This is a genomic window from Hominilimicola fabiformis, from assembly GCF_020687385.1.
In the GTDB taxonomy this organism is placed as follows: domain Bacteria; phylum Bacillota; class Clostridia; order UBA1381; family UBA1381; genus Hominilimicola; species Hominilimicola fabiformis.
On the sequence record NZ_JAJEQM010000021.1, the window covers coordinates 17,727 to 34,746 of the forward strand.

20 protein-coding genes are annotated in these 17,020 nt (G+C 36.4%); all 20 read left to right on the top strand.

Annotation, left to right across the window (positions count from 1 at the left end; translation table 11 throughout):
• Positions 1 to 38: 38 nt before the first annotated feature.
• The 20 genes from LKE05_RS12695 (at position 39) to LKE05_RS12790 (ending at position 16,941) form a co-directional block, all read left to right on the top strand.
• A complete protein-coding gene (locus LKE05_RS12695; RefSeq protein WP_308457077.1) occupies positions 39 to 3,413 on the top strand; it encodes a phage tail tape measure protein in 3,375 nt (1,124 codons plus the stop codon).
• A gap of 63 nt (positions 3,414 to 3,476) precedes the next feature.
• Positions 3,477 to 4,145, top strand: a complete 669-nt coding sequence (locus LKE05_RS12700; RefSeq protein ID WP_308457078.1) for a hypothetical protein — start codon at positions 3,477 to 3,479, stop codon at positions 4,143 to 4,145.
• Complete coding sequence (locus LKE05_RS12705; RefSeq protein WP_308457079.1) at positions 4,145 to 5,725, top strand: CHAP domain-containing protein; 1,581 nt, start codon at positions 4,145 to 4,147, stop codon at positions 5,723 to 5,725. The genes LKE05_RS12700 and LKE05_RS12705 overlap by 1 nt, the downstream gene beginning before the upstream one ends.
• 417 nt (positions 5,726 to 6,142) lie before the next feature.
• Complete coding sequence (locus LKE05_RS12710) at positions 6,143 to 7,096, top strand: hypothetical protein (protein WP_308457080.1); 954 nt, start codon at positions 6,143 to 6,145, stop codon at positions 7,094 to 7,096.
• A gap of 119 nt (positions 7,097 to 7,215) precedes the next feature.
• Positions 7,216 to 7,491 (top strand): DUF2577 family protein, encoded by a 276-nt coding sequence (locus LKE05_RS12715; RefSeq protein WP_022228772.1) that lies wholly within the window; start codon positions 7,216 to 7,218, stop codon positions 7,489 to 7,491.
• Positions 7,491 to 7,862: a DUF2634 domain-containing protein gene (locus LKE05_RS12720; protein ID WP_308457081.1), complete on the top strand. Its 372-nt coding sequence runs from the start codon at positions 7,491 to 7,493 to the stop codon at positions 7,860 to 7,862. The genes LKE05_RS12715 and LKE05_RS12720 overlap by 1 nt, the downstream gene beginning before the upstream one ends.
• Positions 7,859 to 8,884, top strand: coding sequence for a baseplate J/gp47 family protein (locus tag LKE05_RS12725; RefSeq protein WP_308457082.1), 1,026 nt, complete (start codon positions 7,859 to 7,861; stop codon positions 8,882 to 8,884). The genes LKE05_RS12720 and LKE05_RS12725 overlap by 4 nt, the downstream gene beginning before the upstream one ends.
• Positions 8,881 to 9,510: a putative phage tail protein gene (locus tag LKE05_RS12730; RefSeq protein WP_308457083.1), complete on the top strand. Its 630-nt coding sequence runs from the start codon at positions 8,881 to 8,883 to the stop codon at positions 9,508 to 9,510. The genes LKE05_RS12725 and LKE05_RS12730 overlap by 4 nt, the downstream gene beginning before the upstream one ends.
• A gap of 12 nt (positions 9,511 to 9,522) precedes the next feature.
• The gene (locus LKE05_RS12735; protein WP_308457084.1) at positions 9,523 to 10,314 is read left to right on the top strand and encodes a hypothetical protein; all 792 of its coding nucleotides are present in this window, start codon (positions 9,523 to 9,525) and stop codon (positions 10,312 to 10,314) included.
• Positions 10,315 to 10,330: 16 nt separating this feature from the next.
• Positions 10,331 to 11,269, top strand: a complete 939-nt coding sequence (locus LKE05_RS12740) for a hypothetical protein (protein ID WP_308457085.1) — start codon at positions 10,331 to 10,333, stop codon at positions 11,267 to 11,269.
• A gap of 16 nt (positions 11,270 to 11,285) precedes the next feature.
• Positions 11,286 to 11,504 carry a hypothetical protein gene (locus LKE05_RS12745; protein ID WP_308457086.1) on the top strand — a complete coding sequence of 73 codons (219 nt, stop codon included), beginning with the start codon at positions 11,286 to 11,288 and terminating at the stop codon, positions 11,502 to 11,504.
• 1 nt (position 11,505) lies between these two features.
• Positions 11,506 to 11,784 carry a phage holin gene (locus tag LKE05_RS12750; RefSeq protein ID WP_022229159.1) on the top strand — a complete coding sequence of 93 codons (279 nt, stop codon included), beginning with the start codon at positions 11,506 to 11,508 and terminating at the stop codon, positions 11,782 to 11,784.
• A gap of 3 nt (positions 11,785 to 11,787) precedes the next feature.
• Positions 11,788 to 12,576, top strand: a complete 789-nt coding sequence (locus LKE05_RS12755; RefSeq protein WP_308457087.1) for a CHAP domain-containing protein — start codon at positions 11,788 to 11,790, stop codon at positions 12,574 to 12,576.
• Between the two features lie 92 nt (positions 12,577 to 12,668).
• Positions 12,669 to 12,878 (top strand): excisionase, encoded by a 210-nt coding sequence (locus LKE05_RS12760; protein ID WP_308457088.1) that lies wholly within the window; start codon positions 12,669 to 12,671, stop codon positions 12,876 to 12,878.
• A 123-nt stretch (positions 12,879 to 13,001) separates the two neighbouring features.
• Complete coding sequence (locus LKE05_RS12765; RefSeq protein ID WP_147513765.1) at positions 13,002 to 13,211, top strand: excisionase; 210 nt, start codon at positions 13,002 to 13,004, stop codon at positions 13,209 to 13,211.
• Positions 13,211 to 14,485: a site-specific integrase gene (locus LKE05_RS12770; RefSeq protein WP_308457089.1), complete on the top strand. Its 1,275-nt coding sequence runs from the start codon at positions 13,211 to 13,213 to the stop codon at positions 14,483 to 14,485. The genes LKE05_RS12765 and LKE05_RS12770 overlap by 1 nt, the downstream gene beginning before the upstream one ends.
• A 146-nt stretch (positions 14,486 to 14,631) precedes the next feature.
• Positions 14,632 to 15,174 (top strand): TIR domain-containing protein, encoded by a 543-nt coding sequence (locus LKE05_RS12775; RefSeq protein WP_308457090.1) that lies wholly within the window; start codon positions 14,632 to 14,634, stop codon positions 15,172 to 15,174.
• A gap of 135 nt (positions 15,175 to 15,309) precedes the next feature.
• Complete coding sequence (locus tag LKE05_RS12780; RefSeq protein WP_308457091.1) at positions 15,310 to 15,435, top strand: hypothetical protein; 126 nt, start codon at positions 15,310 to 15,312, stop codon at positions 15,433 to 15,435.
• Between the two features lie 81 nt (positions 15,436 to 15,516).
• Positions 15,517 to 16,242, top strand: a complete 726-nt coding sequence (locus LKE05_RS12785) for a hypothetical protein (RefSeq protein WP_308457092.1) — start codon at positions 15,517 to 15,519, stop codon at positions 16,240 to 16,242.
• A gap of 240 nt (positions 16,243 to 16,482) precedes the next feature.
• Positions 16,483 to 16,941 carry a low molecular weight protein-tyrosine-phosphatase gene (locus LKE05_RS12790; protein ID WP_308457093.1) on the top strand — a complete coding sequence of 153 codons (459 nt, stop codon included), beginning with the start codon at positions 16,483 to 16,485 and terminating at the stop codon, positions 16,939 to 16,941.
• Positions 16,942 to 17,020 lie beyond the last annotated feature (79 nt).

Genomic DNA, 17,020 nt, shown 5'->3' on the forward strand with positions numbered 1-17,020 from the left:
AAGTATAAGGCGTTATTGGGGAGTGGGTGACGTAAAATTTGGCTCGTAATATAGGTGCAACTTTAAGCCTTAATAACGGTAATTTTTTCGTCAATATGAAGTCCGCTGTCAATGCGAGCAATAACCTTAGAAACAGTTTAAACGGTACAACGTCGGGAATGAAAAACTTCGGAAATCAGTCTTCCGGAGTAGGCGGGGTTATAACCTCGTTGGCATCTAAGGCGGCAGTAGCCGTAGGAGCGTTTGTCGGTGTACGTCAAGCGATAGACTTCGGCAAAGATGTAGTGAATACCGGCAGAGAGTTTGAACAGGGAATGGCAAACGTATCCGCAATCTCGGGAGCAACAGGTGCAGAACTGACTGCACTTTCCGAGAAAGCAAAGGAAATGGGTGCTAAAACCAAATTTTCTGCAATAGAAGCGTCAGAGGCTATGTCATATATGGGTATGGCTGGCTGGAATTCGTCGCAGATGATTGACGGTATTGCGGGAATAATGAACCTTGCCGCTGCGAGCGGTGAGGAATTAGCCGGTGTATCTGATATTGTAACCGATGCCTTGACCGCTTTCGGACTGAACGCAAGTGACAGCGGTGAGTTCGCTGATGTTTTGGCGGTTGCAGCGTCAAAGTCAAATACAAATGTATCTTTGCTCGGCGAGTCCTTTAAAAATGTTGCGGCAACTGCAGGTGCAATGGGATATTCAATGAAAGATACCACCACGGCGCTCGGTCTGATGGCAAATGCCGGAGTTAAAGGTTCGGACGCAGGTACTTCTCTGAGAGGTGTTATGACAAGGTTGGCGAAACCTACCAAAGAAGTAGATGCGGCTATGTCGGCTTTGGGGATTTCTGCAGTAAATACGGACGGCAGTATGAAACCTTTATCTGTGCTTATTCCCGAACTTCAGACACGCTTCTCAACACTTACCGATGCTCAAAAAGGTCAGTATGCAACAATGATTGCCGGAAAAAATGCACTGTCGGGATTTCTGTCAATCGTGAATGCAAGTCCTGGTGATTTTTACTCATTGTCTGACGCTATAAATAATTCGGAAGGTGCGGCTTTAAAAATGGCTGACACTATGAATGACACGGTAAGCGGTAAACTCACACTGTTAAAGTCGCAGTTCGAGGGTGTGAAAATTGCGATATTTGATGCACTCGGTTCATCGCAGTTTAAAGGCGTTCTTCAGTCTATGTCTGACGGACTCGGTGCATTAACTCCCGCTATTTCTTATGTTACTGTTGCAATAGGAAACGGATTATTTTCTGCAATTCAGACAATTTATAATACTGCAAGCACGGTATTTAACGCTGTAAAGAATGCAATTCAAAATAATCAGCCGGCAATAGAACGACTTCATAATGCGTTTGATAATGTCAGGAACAGCATTGTAAACGCATTCAGCGGAAACGGTACTGAATTAATTCAGACACTTGCAAATGTAGTAGTACCGAATTTGTGCAATTCACTTGTGGCAGTGATGAATATTGCTTCGGGTGTAATATCCGCTGCAAGCACACTTTCACCTGTGATTGCCGGAATTGCCGGAGCGGTAACCGCATATAAAATTGCTGTTGCGGCTGCAAATGTAGTCGAAGGGATAAGAAACGGACTAATTGCATTTTCTGCTGTCATGACAGGAACGCAGGCGGCTGCTTTTGCACCGCTTACAACTGCGACTATCGCTCAAATTGCCGCAACTCAGGCACTTAATGTGGTGACGGGAGTGTTCGGTGCAATAATGACGTTTGTCACATCACCGATAGGTCTTGTTGTTATTGCTATCGGTGCGGTTATTGCGGTGGGTGTTCTGCTCTTTAAACATTGGGACAAGGTAAAGGAAACAGCAAAAAATCTCTGGAACGGTATAAAGAATGTGTTCAACGGGATAAAAGATACAGTTTCAAATGCTTGGGGTAAAGTCAAGGAAACTGCAGCAAATGTTTGGGACGGTATTAAAAATACGGTATCAACAAAACTGAATAACATCAAGAATTCCTATCAGGAACACGGCGGAGGAATAAAAGGTGCAGTCGCCGGTACTATGACAGCAATAAAAGAATATTACAAGACCGGCTATGATGCAATAAACTCTCTTACAGGCGGAAAACTCGGACAGGTTGTCGAGAGTGTAAAAACAAAACTTTCTCCTATACTGAATACTGTCAAAGAAAAATTATCAGGCATAAAAGATGTATTTGGCAGTGCCTTTTCAAAAGCCTTTGAATTTGTGAGAAATTCATATAATGAAGGTGCTTTGAAACCGATAGTGGATAAATGCATAAGTGCATTTAACGGAATAAAGACAAAAATCAGTGAGAAGTTTAACGGGATTAAAGAAACTGTCGGAGAAAAGTTATCGTCAATCGGTGATGCCGCAAACGGAATAAAAAGCAAAATCGCAGAGAAATTTACTTCGGTAAAAACCGCAGTCACTGAAAAATTTGCAGAAATAAAAACTTCGGTAAGTACAGCACTTGCTCCGGTTAAGAATGTAATTTCCGAGATTGTAAATGACGTCAAAGCAACTGTCGGAAAAGTTATTGACGGCATTAAAAATCAAGTATCCGATACCGTCTTAAATATACAAACGGTAATATCAAATATTATAGGCGGAATAAAGCAGAATTTTCAAATGTTCTTTGATAACATAAAATCTGTTTTTGAAAATATAAAAACGGCAGTGTCAGGAATATTTGAAGGCATTAAAACAACAATATCCGGTGTGTTCCAAGTCATAGTCGGTATATTTACATTGAATACCGAAACTATAAAAAACGGTGTGCAGAATGTGATAAGCGGTATTACGTTAATAATTGACGGTGCGAAGAATGTTATAATAAATATTTGGAATATGATAACATTATCCGCAGGACTTGCTTTTGACAATATAAAGACGGTTGTAACGAATGTTACAGAAGGAATTAAAACAGTAATAGACAGCATACGAACAACATTTCAGAATGTGTTTAATTCAGTCAAAAACACAGTGTCAGGCGTCTTTAATTCAATAAAGAGTACAATAAGCAATGTATGGAACGGGATAAAAGGTATTATTAAAACTCCGCATATTGTGCAGACGGGAACTATCAGTATTGCCGGTATCAATACACCGATACCGAAACTCGGCATACAATGGTACGCAAAAGGCGGTATTATGACACGTCCTACAATGTTCGGTATGAACGGCGGTTTCCCTATGGTTGGAGGTGAATCCGGAGCAGAGGCAATTCTTCCGCTCGACAGATTTTGGAACACACTGCAGAACTATATGAAACCGGTGTCTGCGAATGAGAAACCAAGCATAATAAACCAGATAAATGTTACTGTGTATTCAAACGGCGAAGATGATGATACTTTGGCAAACAAGGTGGCAAAAAGAATTGTTGAAGTGTTGGAGAATATGTGATTTTGAGGCTGTCAACTTCTGACGGCTTTTTTCTTTGCAGTTTTTTAGGTCGGAGGTGCGAATTTGGATATATATTTAAGCGTAAATAACAGAGCGGATATATTGAAAATTCCCGTTTTGCCGTCACAGTTTACAATAAGCAAACCACAGTCAACCGAAACATTTGAAACGGTATCGCACGGCGAACTTATGCTGATAGGAAGTCCGAAATTAAAAAGTATTTCTATTTCAAGCTTTTTCCCGATAAGAGATTATCCGTATCTGCGTGATAAGTCAATGAAGGGGTGGGAATATGTATATAAAATTGATACATGGATAGATTTGAAACTTCCTATACGCCTTATTATTACAGAAACACCGATAAATATGGCTGTTGCGGTCAAGGACTTTAAATACACAATAAAGACAGACGGTGACCTTTGGTACACACTTGATTTAGAGGAGTTTAATCTTCTGAATTATGAGGACCAAAGCAATGCGGAGGATGAAATTGATATGGAAGAACTTAATAAACTCAAAGAACAAGTTACATACCTTGTAGGACTTGTTGAAACCCTTGCAAATCCAATGATATATAACTATATTGATGAAAATATGCCAGAATGGGCACGAAAGAGTGTTCAAAAGGCTGTTAACAAGGGTGTACTCAGCGGAACGGGCGAAGGATGGAATTTAAAATATGATGATTTGCGTGTAATTGTGTGGTTGGATAGATTGGGGCTGCTTGAATAATGTCATCGGGATTTGATGTTGCGGAACGTGCAAGAAAAGAAATGCAGGAAATAGGGGGCAAGTGCGGAAATAACAATAAATATACTCATTGGTATTCCGACAATGTTGAAAATATAGGATATAACTTTTGGTGGTGTGCGGCGTTTGTAAGCTATGTTGTAAGACAGTGCGGTGTTCCGACAAGTATAGTTCCTAATTACTCATACTGCCCTAACTGTATTGATTGGGCACGAAAAAACGGCAGACTTCATTCAAAACATCAAGTTACAAATGGTACATATACACCTCACGCAGGAGATATATTTCTGCGTGAGGGACATACCGGAATAATTGTTTCCGTAAGCGGTAACAGTTTTACTACTGTTGAAGGTAATACAGGAGGGACAAGCAACTGCAGAACTGTGGGAAGTCATACATGGAGCTTTGCAGGCGGTAATTATGATTATGTGTTTAATCCGGAATACTCCGATAAGTCAAACGGAACATCATCTTCCGGAAGTATGGAAAGCTATATGTATTCGGAAAATTCATACGGCGGAGAAAAAGAACCTACAGCTGTATGGAATAACAGAGTTAAGGAAAACATTCATCCTGCAATGCAGAACCTTACTCCTATTACGCCGACTGATGAACTGAGAATGTATGCGAATGATACCGATATAACCGAAATGATAGGAAATTTGTCGTGGAAAAACAGTATATATGAACTTGCAACTACAATGTCTTTTGATATAGCGAAAAGTGACGCAACATACCTGAAAGATTTGATGTACACACCGCAAGTCGGCGATATTATCAGAATGGTAACCAATGCAGAGATTTTTCGGGGAGTAATAACTAAGGCAGATGACGGTGACAAGAACAGTAATAAGTATACTATTGCTGACCTTGGATGGTATCTTAATAAAACAAGTCAGACATATCAGTTTAAAAATATTTCGGCAGCCAATGCAATTAAAGAAATTTGTAATGACTTGTCTATATCTATTGTCATGCTGCCGGAATTGACTGCAAATATAAAGCAGATATATTTTGATAAAACAGTATCGGATATACTCAAAGATATTCTTGAAAAGTGCGGCGGGAATTATAACTTTGATTTTGTGCCGGAAGGATTGAGAATATACAAAATCGGAGATTTGACAGCTTATCCCGAATTTCAGGTGGCGAGTAATGTAAGACAGGGATATTCGATTGATTACAGAGGCAATGTAAGCCATAGCACGTCTATTGAGGATATGTACAACTCTATTAAAATAACATCTGAAAAGGATAATGTGTATAAGGAATTGATGGTGTTGCAGAACCGTGACCTTATTGATAAATATGGCTTTTTGCAGAAAATTGTTAAGATAGATACCGAAAAAGAAAATGCCGATACAGTTGCAAAACGTGAGCTCAACGAAAATTCAAAGGTGAATGAAACTTTTTCGTTTGAAATAGTAGAGAAATATGACAGATATACCAGAGCCGGAGAAGTTATATCGGTAGACGGTGTGAAGTATGCAATCGAAAGCACAAGTCACAGTTATAAAGACGGCTGGCATTTTGATAAACTGGAGTTGAGTAAACTTGAATGAACAGTTGATTTAAAGTATGTGTTGTGGTATAATACTCTTCATAACGAGTAAAGTAGGTGTAAACGGTGGAAGAACAAATTAATCAGTCTGTGCGAGTACAGACTGAATTTGAAGAATGGGTAGAAGGCGGATGCAAAAAAGCAGAAGACCTAATTAAAGAATCGGAAAAAGAAGATTAAGAAGATTAAAGCGATTACTTAGGTAGTCGCTTTTATAATTGAAAGAATAGTTTATGACCTGAACTATATGTCAATAAAAATGTAATATTATATAATAACTAACAAGCTTATAATACACTAATATTATAATAAATGATCTGTGTTGACAATATTTGTTTATTTTGCTATAATTGTTATGGATTATGAGAAATAAAATATATTTTCAATGTGTATGAGGTATATAATCAAAGGGGATATAATGAATTTAAAATATAGAAATAATATAATAAGTATTATAAAAACAATTATAAAGTATTTAAAAAAATATGTATTACACATATTTTTTCTTATAGCCTTGTATCTTTCAATTAAGTGGTCAGAAATCCCCTTATTCAAGGTGTTAGATTATAAGATTATTAATCAAATATTATGTCACAAAAAAGCGGTAGATGCATCTATGCTAAATATTGCAACGGGCTATATAACTGGATATTTTGTATATCTATTGACTGTATTTATTCCTCAACAAAAGAGAAAGAAACCAGTAGAAAAAGAAGTGATCAGTAAATTATCTTCATTTTATAAAGATTCTGTTTATCTTTTGTTACTTATGTGTAAGAATTGTTGTACGGAAGAAGAATGGGAAGAAATTCATAAGGGTAAGTCGGATATAGAATGTTTTAATGATAAATTTTATAGACAAATAAAAAAGTTGGACATAAATAGTGATGCTGATACAATCTTTTTACATAAAGATAAAAAGAATAGAATGAAATGGCATGAATATTTAGAAATGAAATGCCAGAATTTTTATGAAAATTTAGAGAGTTTGTTTTTGCAGTATCATACATATTTAGATGATGAAATTATTAATGAGATTATTAAAGTAAAAAATTCTAAATTCATTGATGTGTTTGTAGGAAAGGGAAATTCCTTTATGCTTTATATACGGGCATCTGAAGATCATATCGGATATTATGAAAATTTGCCGATAGGAATGCTAAATTTCCCAGATGAACCATTCAAGATATTTGAAAATAGTAAAAATGTTCAAAATATTAACATATTGGTGGATTATATTGATAATTTAAGAGAATTACATACTCTTCTGTCAGAGTATAAAAATAAATACAAATTGGATACATTACGAGAGGATTATTCTATTAGTAAGCTAAGAGGAAATGAGGTGGGTCATTATAATACTGCTGTTTAAAAATAATATTTAAAGTTATTATTCATAGGCTAAGCATTTAATGCAAGATTCAGAAAAGAAGATTAAAATATAAAGCGATTACTTAGGTAGTCGCTTTTTTCGTTGAAAGGAAAAATGATATGAGTGGAGTTACAGATTTAGCGAGACATATAAAAGCAAGAGACAATCCGTCATCATATACACCGATGTTCGGCAGAATTATATCTCTGCCGAAACTTGTAATACAGCTTGGAAACAATATTTTACTTGATGACAGTGATATAAAATCGGTCTTTGATATTTATGAAACACAAGAGAGGGACAATCATACGGAATACAAATACCTCGGAAAAGAAGTAGTTTTATTGCCGTATGACAACGACAACAAGTTTGTTGTGATAGGAGTAACCGAATAATGAAAAAGACATTTGATTTTGATTTCGGTAACGGCGAATTTGTTATGAAAGACGGCAATCCCGTTATTTTATCGGGCATTAATGCTCTTAAGTTATGGATACAAAAATGTATGCGGACACAGCTTTACATATACTCCATATACAAAGACAAACAATACGGTGCAAATATTGAAGATTTGGTGATAGGAAAATCATATAACTTTGATTTTGCAGAATCGGAACTTCGCAGAGAAATAGAAACAGCACTTTTGCGGAATGAGGATATTTATAGTATGAGCGGTTTTTCAGCAGAGAAAGTCGGAGCGATACTTAAAATATCTTTCACATTAAACACAGCTTACGGAGAAAGTGCGGAGGTGTACACCATATGACACTTGATGAAATAATTGAATATATGCTGTCGAGCGTGCCGGAAGAATATGATATTTCGGTCGGCTCGTTTTTTTATGACCTTCTTTATCCCGTGGCAGAACAAATATATCTTTTGCAGAAAAGGATAAGCAGATTGTCAGAAAACACATTTGCCGTGACGGCAGAGGGAGAATACCTTGACCGCAAGACAGCCGAGCAGAATATAGTTCGTAAAACATCCACTTATTCAAAAGGTACACTGCTAATCAGCGGAAACCGAGGTGAAGTGATTTTGAAAGGTGCAAAGGTTGCGGCGGATAATGTCCTGTTTGAAGTGAATGAAACAGTGAGCATTGCTGAAAACGGTTCTGTTGAAGTCGGTGCGACTTGCACTGTTTCGGGAAGTGCTGGCAATGTGAAAAAAGGAGATATAAATCGATTCCCTATAACGCTTCCCGGAATTACAGCCGTTCAGAATATAACGGATTTTACAGGCGGTTATGATGCGGAGAGTGATGCAGATTTATTGGAACGATACCTTGAAAAAGTGTCACGTCCGAATGTCAGCGGAAATAAATATCATTATATTGAATGGGCAAAAGAAGTAAGCGGAGTGGGAGATGTAAAAGTAATACCGCTTTGGAACGGAGCGGGGACAGTAAAAGTAGTAATTGTAGATGCTGATAACCGTCCCGCAGGCAGTGAACTTATTTCAAAAGTGAAAGAGCACATTGAGGAAAACAAACCAATCGGTGCAGAAGTTACAGTGGTCAGTGCGTCACCCGTTATGATAAATATATCAGTTAGGCTGACATCTGATAATACATCAAACATACAGACAACAGTTGAAAATGTATTAAAGGACTATTTGTCGGGAGAGGCCATAAAAAAGGAATATATATCGTATGCCAAAATCGGCAGTCTTATATTATCAATATCGGGTGTTGAGGATTATACGGATTTAAAGGTCAACAGCGGAACAGAAAATATCAAGATAGCAGACGGAGCGGTACCGGTGCTTGAAAGCGTGGTGTTGAAATGATTGACAGACTCCCGGATTATTATAGCAAATCAAAAACGGTAAAGGACTTTTACAATGTCGTTCAAACAATACTTGATAAAGTTTCGGAAGATATTTCTGATGAAGATAAGCGTCTGTTTATTACTACCACAGATAGTTTTCTGCTGCATGAAAAAGACGTAGGACTGTCTGAAATTACGGCAGATAATGAAACTAAGAGAGCAAGAGTAATTGCAAGACTGCAAGGAAATAATCTTCTGACAAAATCGGAACTTGAACAGCTTATTTTAATGTATGACAGGACAGGCTGTATAATAACCGAGGATTATAAAAATTATACAGTAGCTGTTAAATTCAGCGGACGTAAAGGAGTGCCGTATAATTTTGAACAAATAAAATCAGCGGTGGATGAAGTTAAGCCCGCACATCTTCAAGTGAATTATGAGTTTCAAAGCAATACTTGGAGCGAAGTACAGAAAAAACTTGGGACATGGGGCAATGCAAAAATATTTACATGGGGAGGTGTTAAAGATTATGACGGCAGAACGTGGCTGTATGTAGAAAACAATGAGGTATATTTAAGAGAAAACGGAGCAAACGCATATGTGGTATTTAAAGATAATAAGCCATATGCACATTTTTTATAAGGAGGCATGAAAATGAAATACACATCAAATCATAATTTTAAATTGCCGGCACCGTCCGACAGTATTGATGTGGAGGTGCTCAATGAGAATTTTATAAATATTGATGCACTTATTAAAACTTTGGAGTCTGCTAAGGCAGATAAAAATTCACCGAGTTTTAAGGGTACACCAACAGCACCGACTGCGTCAAGCAGTACAAATTCTACGCAGATTGCTACTACGGCTTTTGTGCAGGGATTGATAAAAGGCATACAGACGGCATTGTCAGGCAAAGCGAATAAAAATTCACCAAGTTTTACTGGTACACCGAAATCTCCGACTCCGCCGTCATCTGATATTTCAACGAGAATAGCAACAACCGCATTTGTACAGAACTTGGTGCAGGCAGTGGATAAAAAGATTTCAGAATTGGTATCTTCAACATTGGACAGCACTTATGCTATGCTGTTGTTTGATAAAGATAATATCAGCACTTGCAGTAATATTGACAGTTTCGGAATTACATACAGTAAATATCAAAACGGTACATATAAGACTGATATAGTGCAGGTCGGAAATAACGCTCAACTGCCGAATAAATCGAATGCACCTGTATTTTTAGTGTCGTGGGCGGCTGAATCCGGTGACGAAAGTGAAATATATAATGTTCAGGCTGTAATCTATCCGGATGGAACGGTATACGGACGCCATAGATATTTGTGGAGTATCAGCAGCGGCATTGTGAGTAAGCTTTCTTGGAATGATTGGAGTAAGGATAACAATTATATTTATTATAATCCTAAAGATCATTTTGTAAAGGAATAGCGTGGGGTGATAAGGTATGCCGGAAGATATACGATTGGCAAAAGGCGAAGATTTAGATGCACTTGAGGATATAGTGAATAACCATATCGGCAGTGATGAAACTCACGTTACTGCCGGTGACAAGCAAAATTGGAACGGTAAGGCTGATGTGGCTATGCTTGAAACAGAAGGGTATCTGAAGAAAAAAGTTGTAGGCGTACTGCCGTCAATGTCTGTTGGATTTGGTTTTTCAGACGGTGTTTCAAAATTCAATGCTATAAATCGATGTACTGTATCCGTTGCGGAAGAAAGTGACGGCAACAAGTATCAAAAAATTGTAACCGGTTCAAATGCGGCGAATATGTATGCTTTTGCTTATCTTGACTTTTCAAAATATACGGCAAATGCAAAAGAACTGATAATTGAGTTTGATACGAAAATAAATACCGACCGCTGGTATATAGGACTGTCTGATTTGACACAGCGTCCGGGAGAATCAAGCAGAGGTTCATATGACAGTACGGGAGTTGTTTTTTCGCAAGGCACAAAAGACGGAAAGTATTATTACATAAACAGTGACCTGACGTGGAAAGACAACTTTTTTAACTGTTGGGTTCATAGCCGAATAGAAGTTAATTACGAGTCAAAAACGGTATCATATTGTATTACAAACAATAATGAATCAGCCAAATTAAGCGGTGAGATTGATTTTTATGATAAGTCCGCAAGTAAGGTTACGGGACTTGAGATTTATTCGTATGTAAATAGCGTTGAAATGGGGATTGACAATATAAGCATAACATCAAAATCGGGAAATGAAAGTGATGACGAAAGAACCGTATATATAGTGGCGGAAGACGGAGATATAGCGGAATATATCTATATAGACGGAAAGCCGTTTTGTATAGGAAGGAGTGATATATTTAATACAATAAAAGACCTGCTCGAAAGAGTAGAAAAATTAGAAAATAACTGATAAGGGGGTACTGACTATGGAAAGTACGATTGTTGTGGCGATTTTGTCGCTTGTAGGAACACTTGGCGGTTCTATTATTGCAGGTATTGTTTCAAACAATAAGACACTGTACAGAATTGAACAGCTTGAACGCAAAGTAGAAAAACACAACAGTGTTGTTGAACGAGTGGCTATTGCGGAAAATACACTTAAATCTCAGCAGCACCAAATTGATGAACTGAAGGGGGATATGTAAAATGATTAACTGGAAAGTACGAATGAGAAATCCTATGTTTTGGGCACAGATATTGCTGTCTGTAATTATGCCGATACTGGCATATCTCGGACTTACAGCCGAGGATTTAAGCTCGTGGTCGGTATTGGGGGAAGTACTTATAAAGGCGGTTTCAAGCCCGTACATTTTGAGCCTTGTAATTGTCAGTGTATATAACGCAATTACAGACCCTACAACAACAGGATTTACAGACAGCAAACGTGCATTGACATACGATACACCTAACAGTGACAAGGAGTAAGAGATGACTGCAATAGATAAATTGATTCAGACCGCTGATAATGAAGTCGGCTATTTGGAAAAGTCAAGTAATTCACAGCTTGATGATAAAACAGCGAATGCCGGTATGAACAATTATACTAAGTATTGGCGGGATATAAAAAACGAATATCAAGGACAGCCGTGGTGTGCAGTATTTGTTACATGGTGTTTCACCAAGACTTTCGGAGTGGATAAGGCACATCAAATATTGAAGCATTATCCGTATGTATATTGCCCGACAATGTCGGGACTTTTTAAATTGTACGCAAATCCGAAAAGGGGCGATATTGTTATATTTAATCATAATGGGGTATTTACGCATACGGGAATTGTAACCGGCGTGGACGGAGATTATTTCACTACTGTTGAAGGGAATACGTCAGCCGGAAGTGCGGTTGTTGCAAACGGTGGCGGTGTCTGCAGAAAAGGATATTATATCAGCAATCTTGCGGGAACAAAATTCTGCAGACCGGATTATGAAACGGCAGAAAGCGAGGAAGAAATTATGAGTAAGGAATATACGGAGTTGAAAGCAGAAATAGCAAAATTACAGGCTGATGTAAATAAACTGAACAGTAAAATGATTTACAATTATGTTGATGACAATATGCCTGAATGGGCAAGACCTACTGTTCAGAAAATGATGGATAAGGGGTTCCTTAAAGGTGATGAAAACGGCTGTCTGGGCTTGACTGATGAACTTCTTAGAGTCTTTGTTATAAATGACAGAGCAGGAGTATATGAAAACAGATGGGACGGAAAAAGTGAATAGTTGAGTTTATGCCCGTTAGAGATTGATTTTCTAAACGGGCATTATTTTTATTATTTGAGAACCAGAATATATAAATAACAGAGGTGATTGCAATGAATGAAGAGAAAGATGTACCTATAACACTCGGAGAAAAATATATGCTTACCATAAGAGAAGCAAGTATATATTTCAATATCGGAGTCAAAAAAATCCGCAGACTGGCGGAAGATAATCTCGGAGTATTCTCTATTTACAGTGGCAACAGATATTTAATAATACGTCCTAAATTTGAGGAACATCTCTGCCGAATTTCTACGATATAAATTGATTTTATTTGCCGTAAGTAGTTGACTTTATGAGCTTTTAGAGCGATATATAGTGCAAGCTTAATAAAGCTTATAATCAAACTAAAAGTAAAAATTAAAGAACAGAAAGGAAGAAATTTTATGCAGAGAGCAACAGCAGAGAAAAAGGATTTATTAAATCTGTCAGAAACGATTGAATATTTCAACCTCAGTCAAAGAAAGTTTCATTCTCTTATCAGAGAAAAAACGGTTCATGATTTTATTGTTTTCTATGGCAGTCGAAGATTGATTATCAGAACGGCATTTGAGAGGTATATCTTAAAACATCCGGAACTTAGGAGGTGCAGATAATGGGGATCAGAGGAAGAATAAGACGCGATTCAAAACATAGAGTTTTGAGAGCGGGAGAGTCAATGAGAGCAGACGGAAAATATCAGTTTAAGTATCATATAGCAGGCAAACCGCATTTTGTGTACAGTTGGAAACTTGAACCTACGGACAAATTACCTGCAGGAAAGAAACCGTGTCTTTCACTGAGGGAACTTGAAAAGCAGATAGGATATGACTTGGAATCGCAGTTAGATCCGATGAAAAGAAATATAACAGTGAACGAACTTGTAGAACGATACCTATCCACAAAAACAGGAGCGAAACACAGTACAGTTGCAAACTATAACTTTGTAAAGAATATCTTGAAAAAAGAGGAATTTAGCGAGGCGAAAATAGCAGACGTTAAAACATCGGACGCAAAACTTTTCCTTATTAAAATGCAGAGTGACGGCAAAGGTTACAGTACAGTCAAGTCGGTACGCGGAGTTCTAAGACCTGCATTTCAGATGGCTGTTGATGATGATATTTTAAATAAGAATCCATTTGAATTTCAGCTTGCCGGAGTTGTGGTGAATGATTCACATACACGAACCGCAATAACAAGGGAGCAAATGCGACAGTTTTTGAAATTTGTGCATGATGATAACTGCTATTGTAAGTATTACGAGGTGGTTTATATCCTATTCCATACAGGAATGAGAATATCGGAATTCTGCGGTTTGACACTCAAAGATATTGATTTAAAGAACCGAATTGTAAATATTGACCATCAGCTTCAGAGAACCTCAGATATGCAGTATGTAATTGAATCAACGAAAACCAATGCCGGAACAAGAAAACTTCCAATTACAGAGGAAGTGGTAAAGTGTTTTCAAGCCATTATCGAGGACAGAGAACCGCAACAAAGAGAAAAAATGATTGACGGATATGCCGGATTTTTGTTTTATGATAAAGATAACAATCCGCTCGTAGCAATGCATTGGGAACATCGTTTTAACCATATGGTACAGCGATACAACGATATTTACCGTATACAGATACCGAATATTACGCCGCATGTTTGCAGACATACCTACTGCAGTAATATGGCGAAATCAGGAATGAACCCAAAGACATTGCAGTACCTTATGGGGCATAGCGACATAGGCGTAACACTAAACACTTATACACATCTCGGTCTTGAAGATGCAGAGGACGAACTAAAACGTATGGAGGATTTGAATAATGCGAGAAATGAACTTGATAAAAATTCAAGAAGAAATTTAATAACTCAGAAAATGTTTAGGGTTATATGATAATGTTGCATAGACGGCACTCAGGCTACGGCTTGGGTGCCTGTTTTTTTGTTTGCTTTTGTTAAAAAATGTCGGATTTGTGAATTGATATAATGTATGAGGTGTGGTATAATATATAAAATGAATATAGGAAGAAGGTTTTATAAATGAGAAAAGTATTTGTTTCATATTATCATGGAGATCAACAAGAGGTTAATAAGTTTGTTAATGATTTTTCTAATGTGTGTATATTTAAAACTGTTGGAGTCAAAGAGGGAGACTTTACTTTTGATAGCAACAATCCGCAATATATTATGAGAAAAATAAGAGAAGACAAGTTAGAAGATTCCACTGTAACTATAGTATTGGTTGGAAGTTGTACCCATAGTAGAAGATATGTTGACTGGGAAGTTAAAGCTTCTCTTCAATGTGGACAGTCATTGCCTAATGGATTGATTGCGATTAATTTACCGTATATGGGTTCGAAAGGATTGTTGCCGCCTAGAGTGGAAGAAAATATAAGCAAAAACTCAAATAAACAGGATACTGGATACGCTAGATATTATACATATCCAAGTAGTAATGAACAATTAGAGGCATGGATAGAAGATGCATATAATGCAAGAACTCAAAGAGCACATTTAATTAAAAATACAAATGTAATGATGAAATATAATTCGAGGTGTAAAACACATAATAAAACACATTAAGTGATTTAATGAATATAGTCGATAAAAATATTAATTATGTTTTGATTTTTTATAAAGTGAAGATGAAGAAGGTGTTTTAGCGTTAGGTAATTAAAAAATATCTATAGATGCTATCTTTATTTATTTAATATAAAATTGCAAAAAGCAGTATACACAGAAAAGATAAAAAATTATATAGATGATGAATTTGGAATTCCTGATTTAAAAGAAAGCAGAATTGCATCAATAAATGATAAAAATATTGATAATTTTCCACAATAAAAAATTAGAACTACACTTAATAAAATAGATGTGATTAAATTTACTTTTAAATCAGACAGAGGTTATTTTTTGTTAAAAAAGGTGAGAAGAATTAAAAAGAATGGAGAAATGAAGATTAAAAATAGTTTGATTAAACCTATAAAAAAATCAATAATCACATGGATTGTTGGGGGAATTGTATTACTTATAGTGTGGTGCTGTGATATAAAAAAAATATTGTTATATATTCCAGGAATACGTAACTTTGTATTGAATCTAAATTTCATAACTAGCATTTTTACAAATTATTATACAGTTATTATAGGGGCATTGTTTTTGGTTGTAATATTATATTTGAGAAAATATGCAGATGTAAAAGTTCCATCAATTTCAATTGCGGGAATTGAATTTAATTTAAAAAATATTGACAGAATAGTAAAAGCAAATCTTACAAATTATTTTGTCACCAAAAGAAGTTTGTTTAAAATTGACATTTTGAAAGACAATTTTGATGATGTTTTTGAATCCTATCATAATACATATGAATTTATAAGATTACAAATGAGTTACTATGAAAACGTGGCTAAAACAGATAATACTATATATAAAGCAATGAAGTGTATGATAAAAGATTTAAACTATTTTCTAACATCAAACCAAACTGATTATAGAAGATGGTATAAATTCGAAAACGAAAAAGAATACAAATTTATTGATGAATTGCAAAAAAAATATCCCAAGTATAATGAATTAATAGAAGCATTTGGGAAAATAAATAAAAAGATGTCTACACATATGCAGAAGTTAAATATTACTATAGAATGGTGACAAATATTCCTAATAAATAATAATATTGAAAAGATGATAAAACATTTTTTTTTGAATCCATTAGTAGTAAACACTCGGATTTTTACTACTATCTTACTACTAACGGTGTCCTTGATTTGCCCTTATTTGCCGTGTTTTGCAGATTACACTCTGTCAAGCGATGTTTTTAAAGCATTTTACAGACACCGCAAATACGGGCAAACCACGGCATTTTACGGCTTTTTATGAAAGGAAAAAATTATGATTAAGATACTCTTTGTTTGCCACGGCAATATATGCAGGTCGCCGATGGCGGAGTTTGTGATGAAAGATTTAGTTAAAAAGGCAGGGCTTAGTGATGAGTTTTACATAGCGTCTGCGGCGACGAGTACAGAGGAAATCGGGAACGGTGTACATTATGGTACGCGCAAAAAGCTTGCGGAATTCGGTATTTCCGTTGACGGAAAATATGCGGTTCAATTAAAAAAATCCGACTATGCCAAATATGACTACATTATCGGTATGGACAGTTACAATTTACGCAATATGAAACGTATGTTACCGAATGATACCGAAAACAAAATACACCTTTTACTTGATTGGTCCGACAATCCGAGAGATATTGCGGATCCATGGTACACAGGTGATTTTGATGTGACATACAATGATGTACTTGAAGGTTGCACTGCTTTACTCAAGGAAATCAAAAAAGAGCTTTAAAGTGAACCGACCCCCAAAAGTTAGACCAAAAATCTAACTATTGGGAGGTCGGTTTTTTCATGGCAAAATATAGTTTTGA

Excerpts from the sequence above, each read along its gene's own strand:
- LKE05_RS12705 (WP_308457079.1), top strand. The coding sequence starts at position 4,145 with ATGTCATCGGGATTTGATGTTGCGGAACGTGCAAGAAAAGAAATGCAG.
- LKE05_RS12710 (WP_308457080.1), top strand. The coding sequence starts at position 6,143 with ATGAATTTAAAATATAGAAATAATATAATAAGTATTATAAAAACAATT.
- LKE05_RS12715 (WP_022228772.1), top strand. The coding sequence starts at position 7,216 with ATGAGTGGAGTTACAGATTTAGCGAGACATATAAAAGCAAGAGACAAT.
- LKE05_RS12720 (WP_308457081.1), top strand. The coding sequence starts at position 7,491 with ATGAAAAAGACATTTGATTTTGATTTCGGTAACGGCGAATTTGTTATG.
- LKE05_RS12725 (WP_308457082.1), top strand. The coding sequence starts at position 7,859 with ATGACACTTGATGAAATAATTGAATATATGCTGTCGAGCGTGCCGGAA.
- LKE05_RS12730 (WP_308457083.1), top strand. The coding sequence starts at position 8,881 with ATGATTGACAGACTCCCGGATTATTATAGCAAATCAAAAACGGTAAAG.
- LKE05_RS12735 (WP_308457084.1), top strand. The coding sequence starts at position 9,523 with ATGAAATACACATCAAATCATAATTTTAAATTGCCGGCACCGTCCGAC.
- LKE05_RS12740 (WP_308457085.1), top strand. The coding sequence starts at position 10,331 with ATGCCGGAAGATATACGATTGGCAAAAGGCGAAGATTTAGATGCACTT.
- LKE05_RS12745 (WP_308457086.1), top strand. The coding sequence starts at position 11,286 with ATGGAAAGTACGATTGTTGTGGCGATTTTGTCGCTTGTAGGAACACTT.
- LKE05_RS12750 (WP_022229159.1), top strand. The coding sequence starts at position 11,506 with ATGATTAACTGGAAAGTACGAATGAGAAATCCTATGTTTTGGGCACAG.
- LKE05_RS12755 (WP_308457087.1), top strand. The coding sequence starts at position 11,788 with ATGACTGCAATAGATAAATTGATTCAGACCGCTGATAATGAAGTCGGC.
- LKE05_RS12760 (WP_308457088.1), top strand. The coding sequence starts at position 12,669 with ATGAATGAAGAGAAAGATGTACCTATAACACTCGGAGAAAAATATATG.
- LKE05_RS12765 (WP_147513765.1), top strand. The coding sequence starts at position 13,002 with ATGCAGAGAGCAACAGCAGAGAAAAAGGATTTATTAAATCTGTCAGAA.
- LKE05_RS12770 (WP_308457089.1), top strand. The coding sequence starts at position 13,211 with ATGGGGATCAGAGGAAGAATAAGACGCGATTCAAAACATAGAGTTTTG.
- LKE05_RS12775 (WP_308457090.1), top strand. The coding sequence starts at position 14,632 with ATGAGAAAAGTATTTGTTTCATATTATCATGGAGATCAACAAGAGGTT.
- LKE05_RS12790 (WP_308457093.1), top strand. The coding sequence starts at position 16,483 with ATGATTAAGATACTCTTTGTTTGCCACGGCAATATATGCAGGTCGCCG.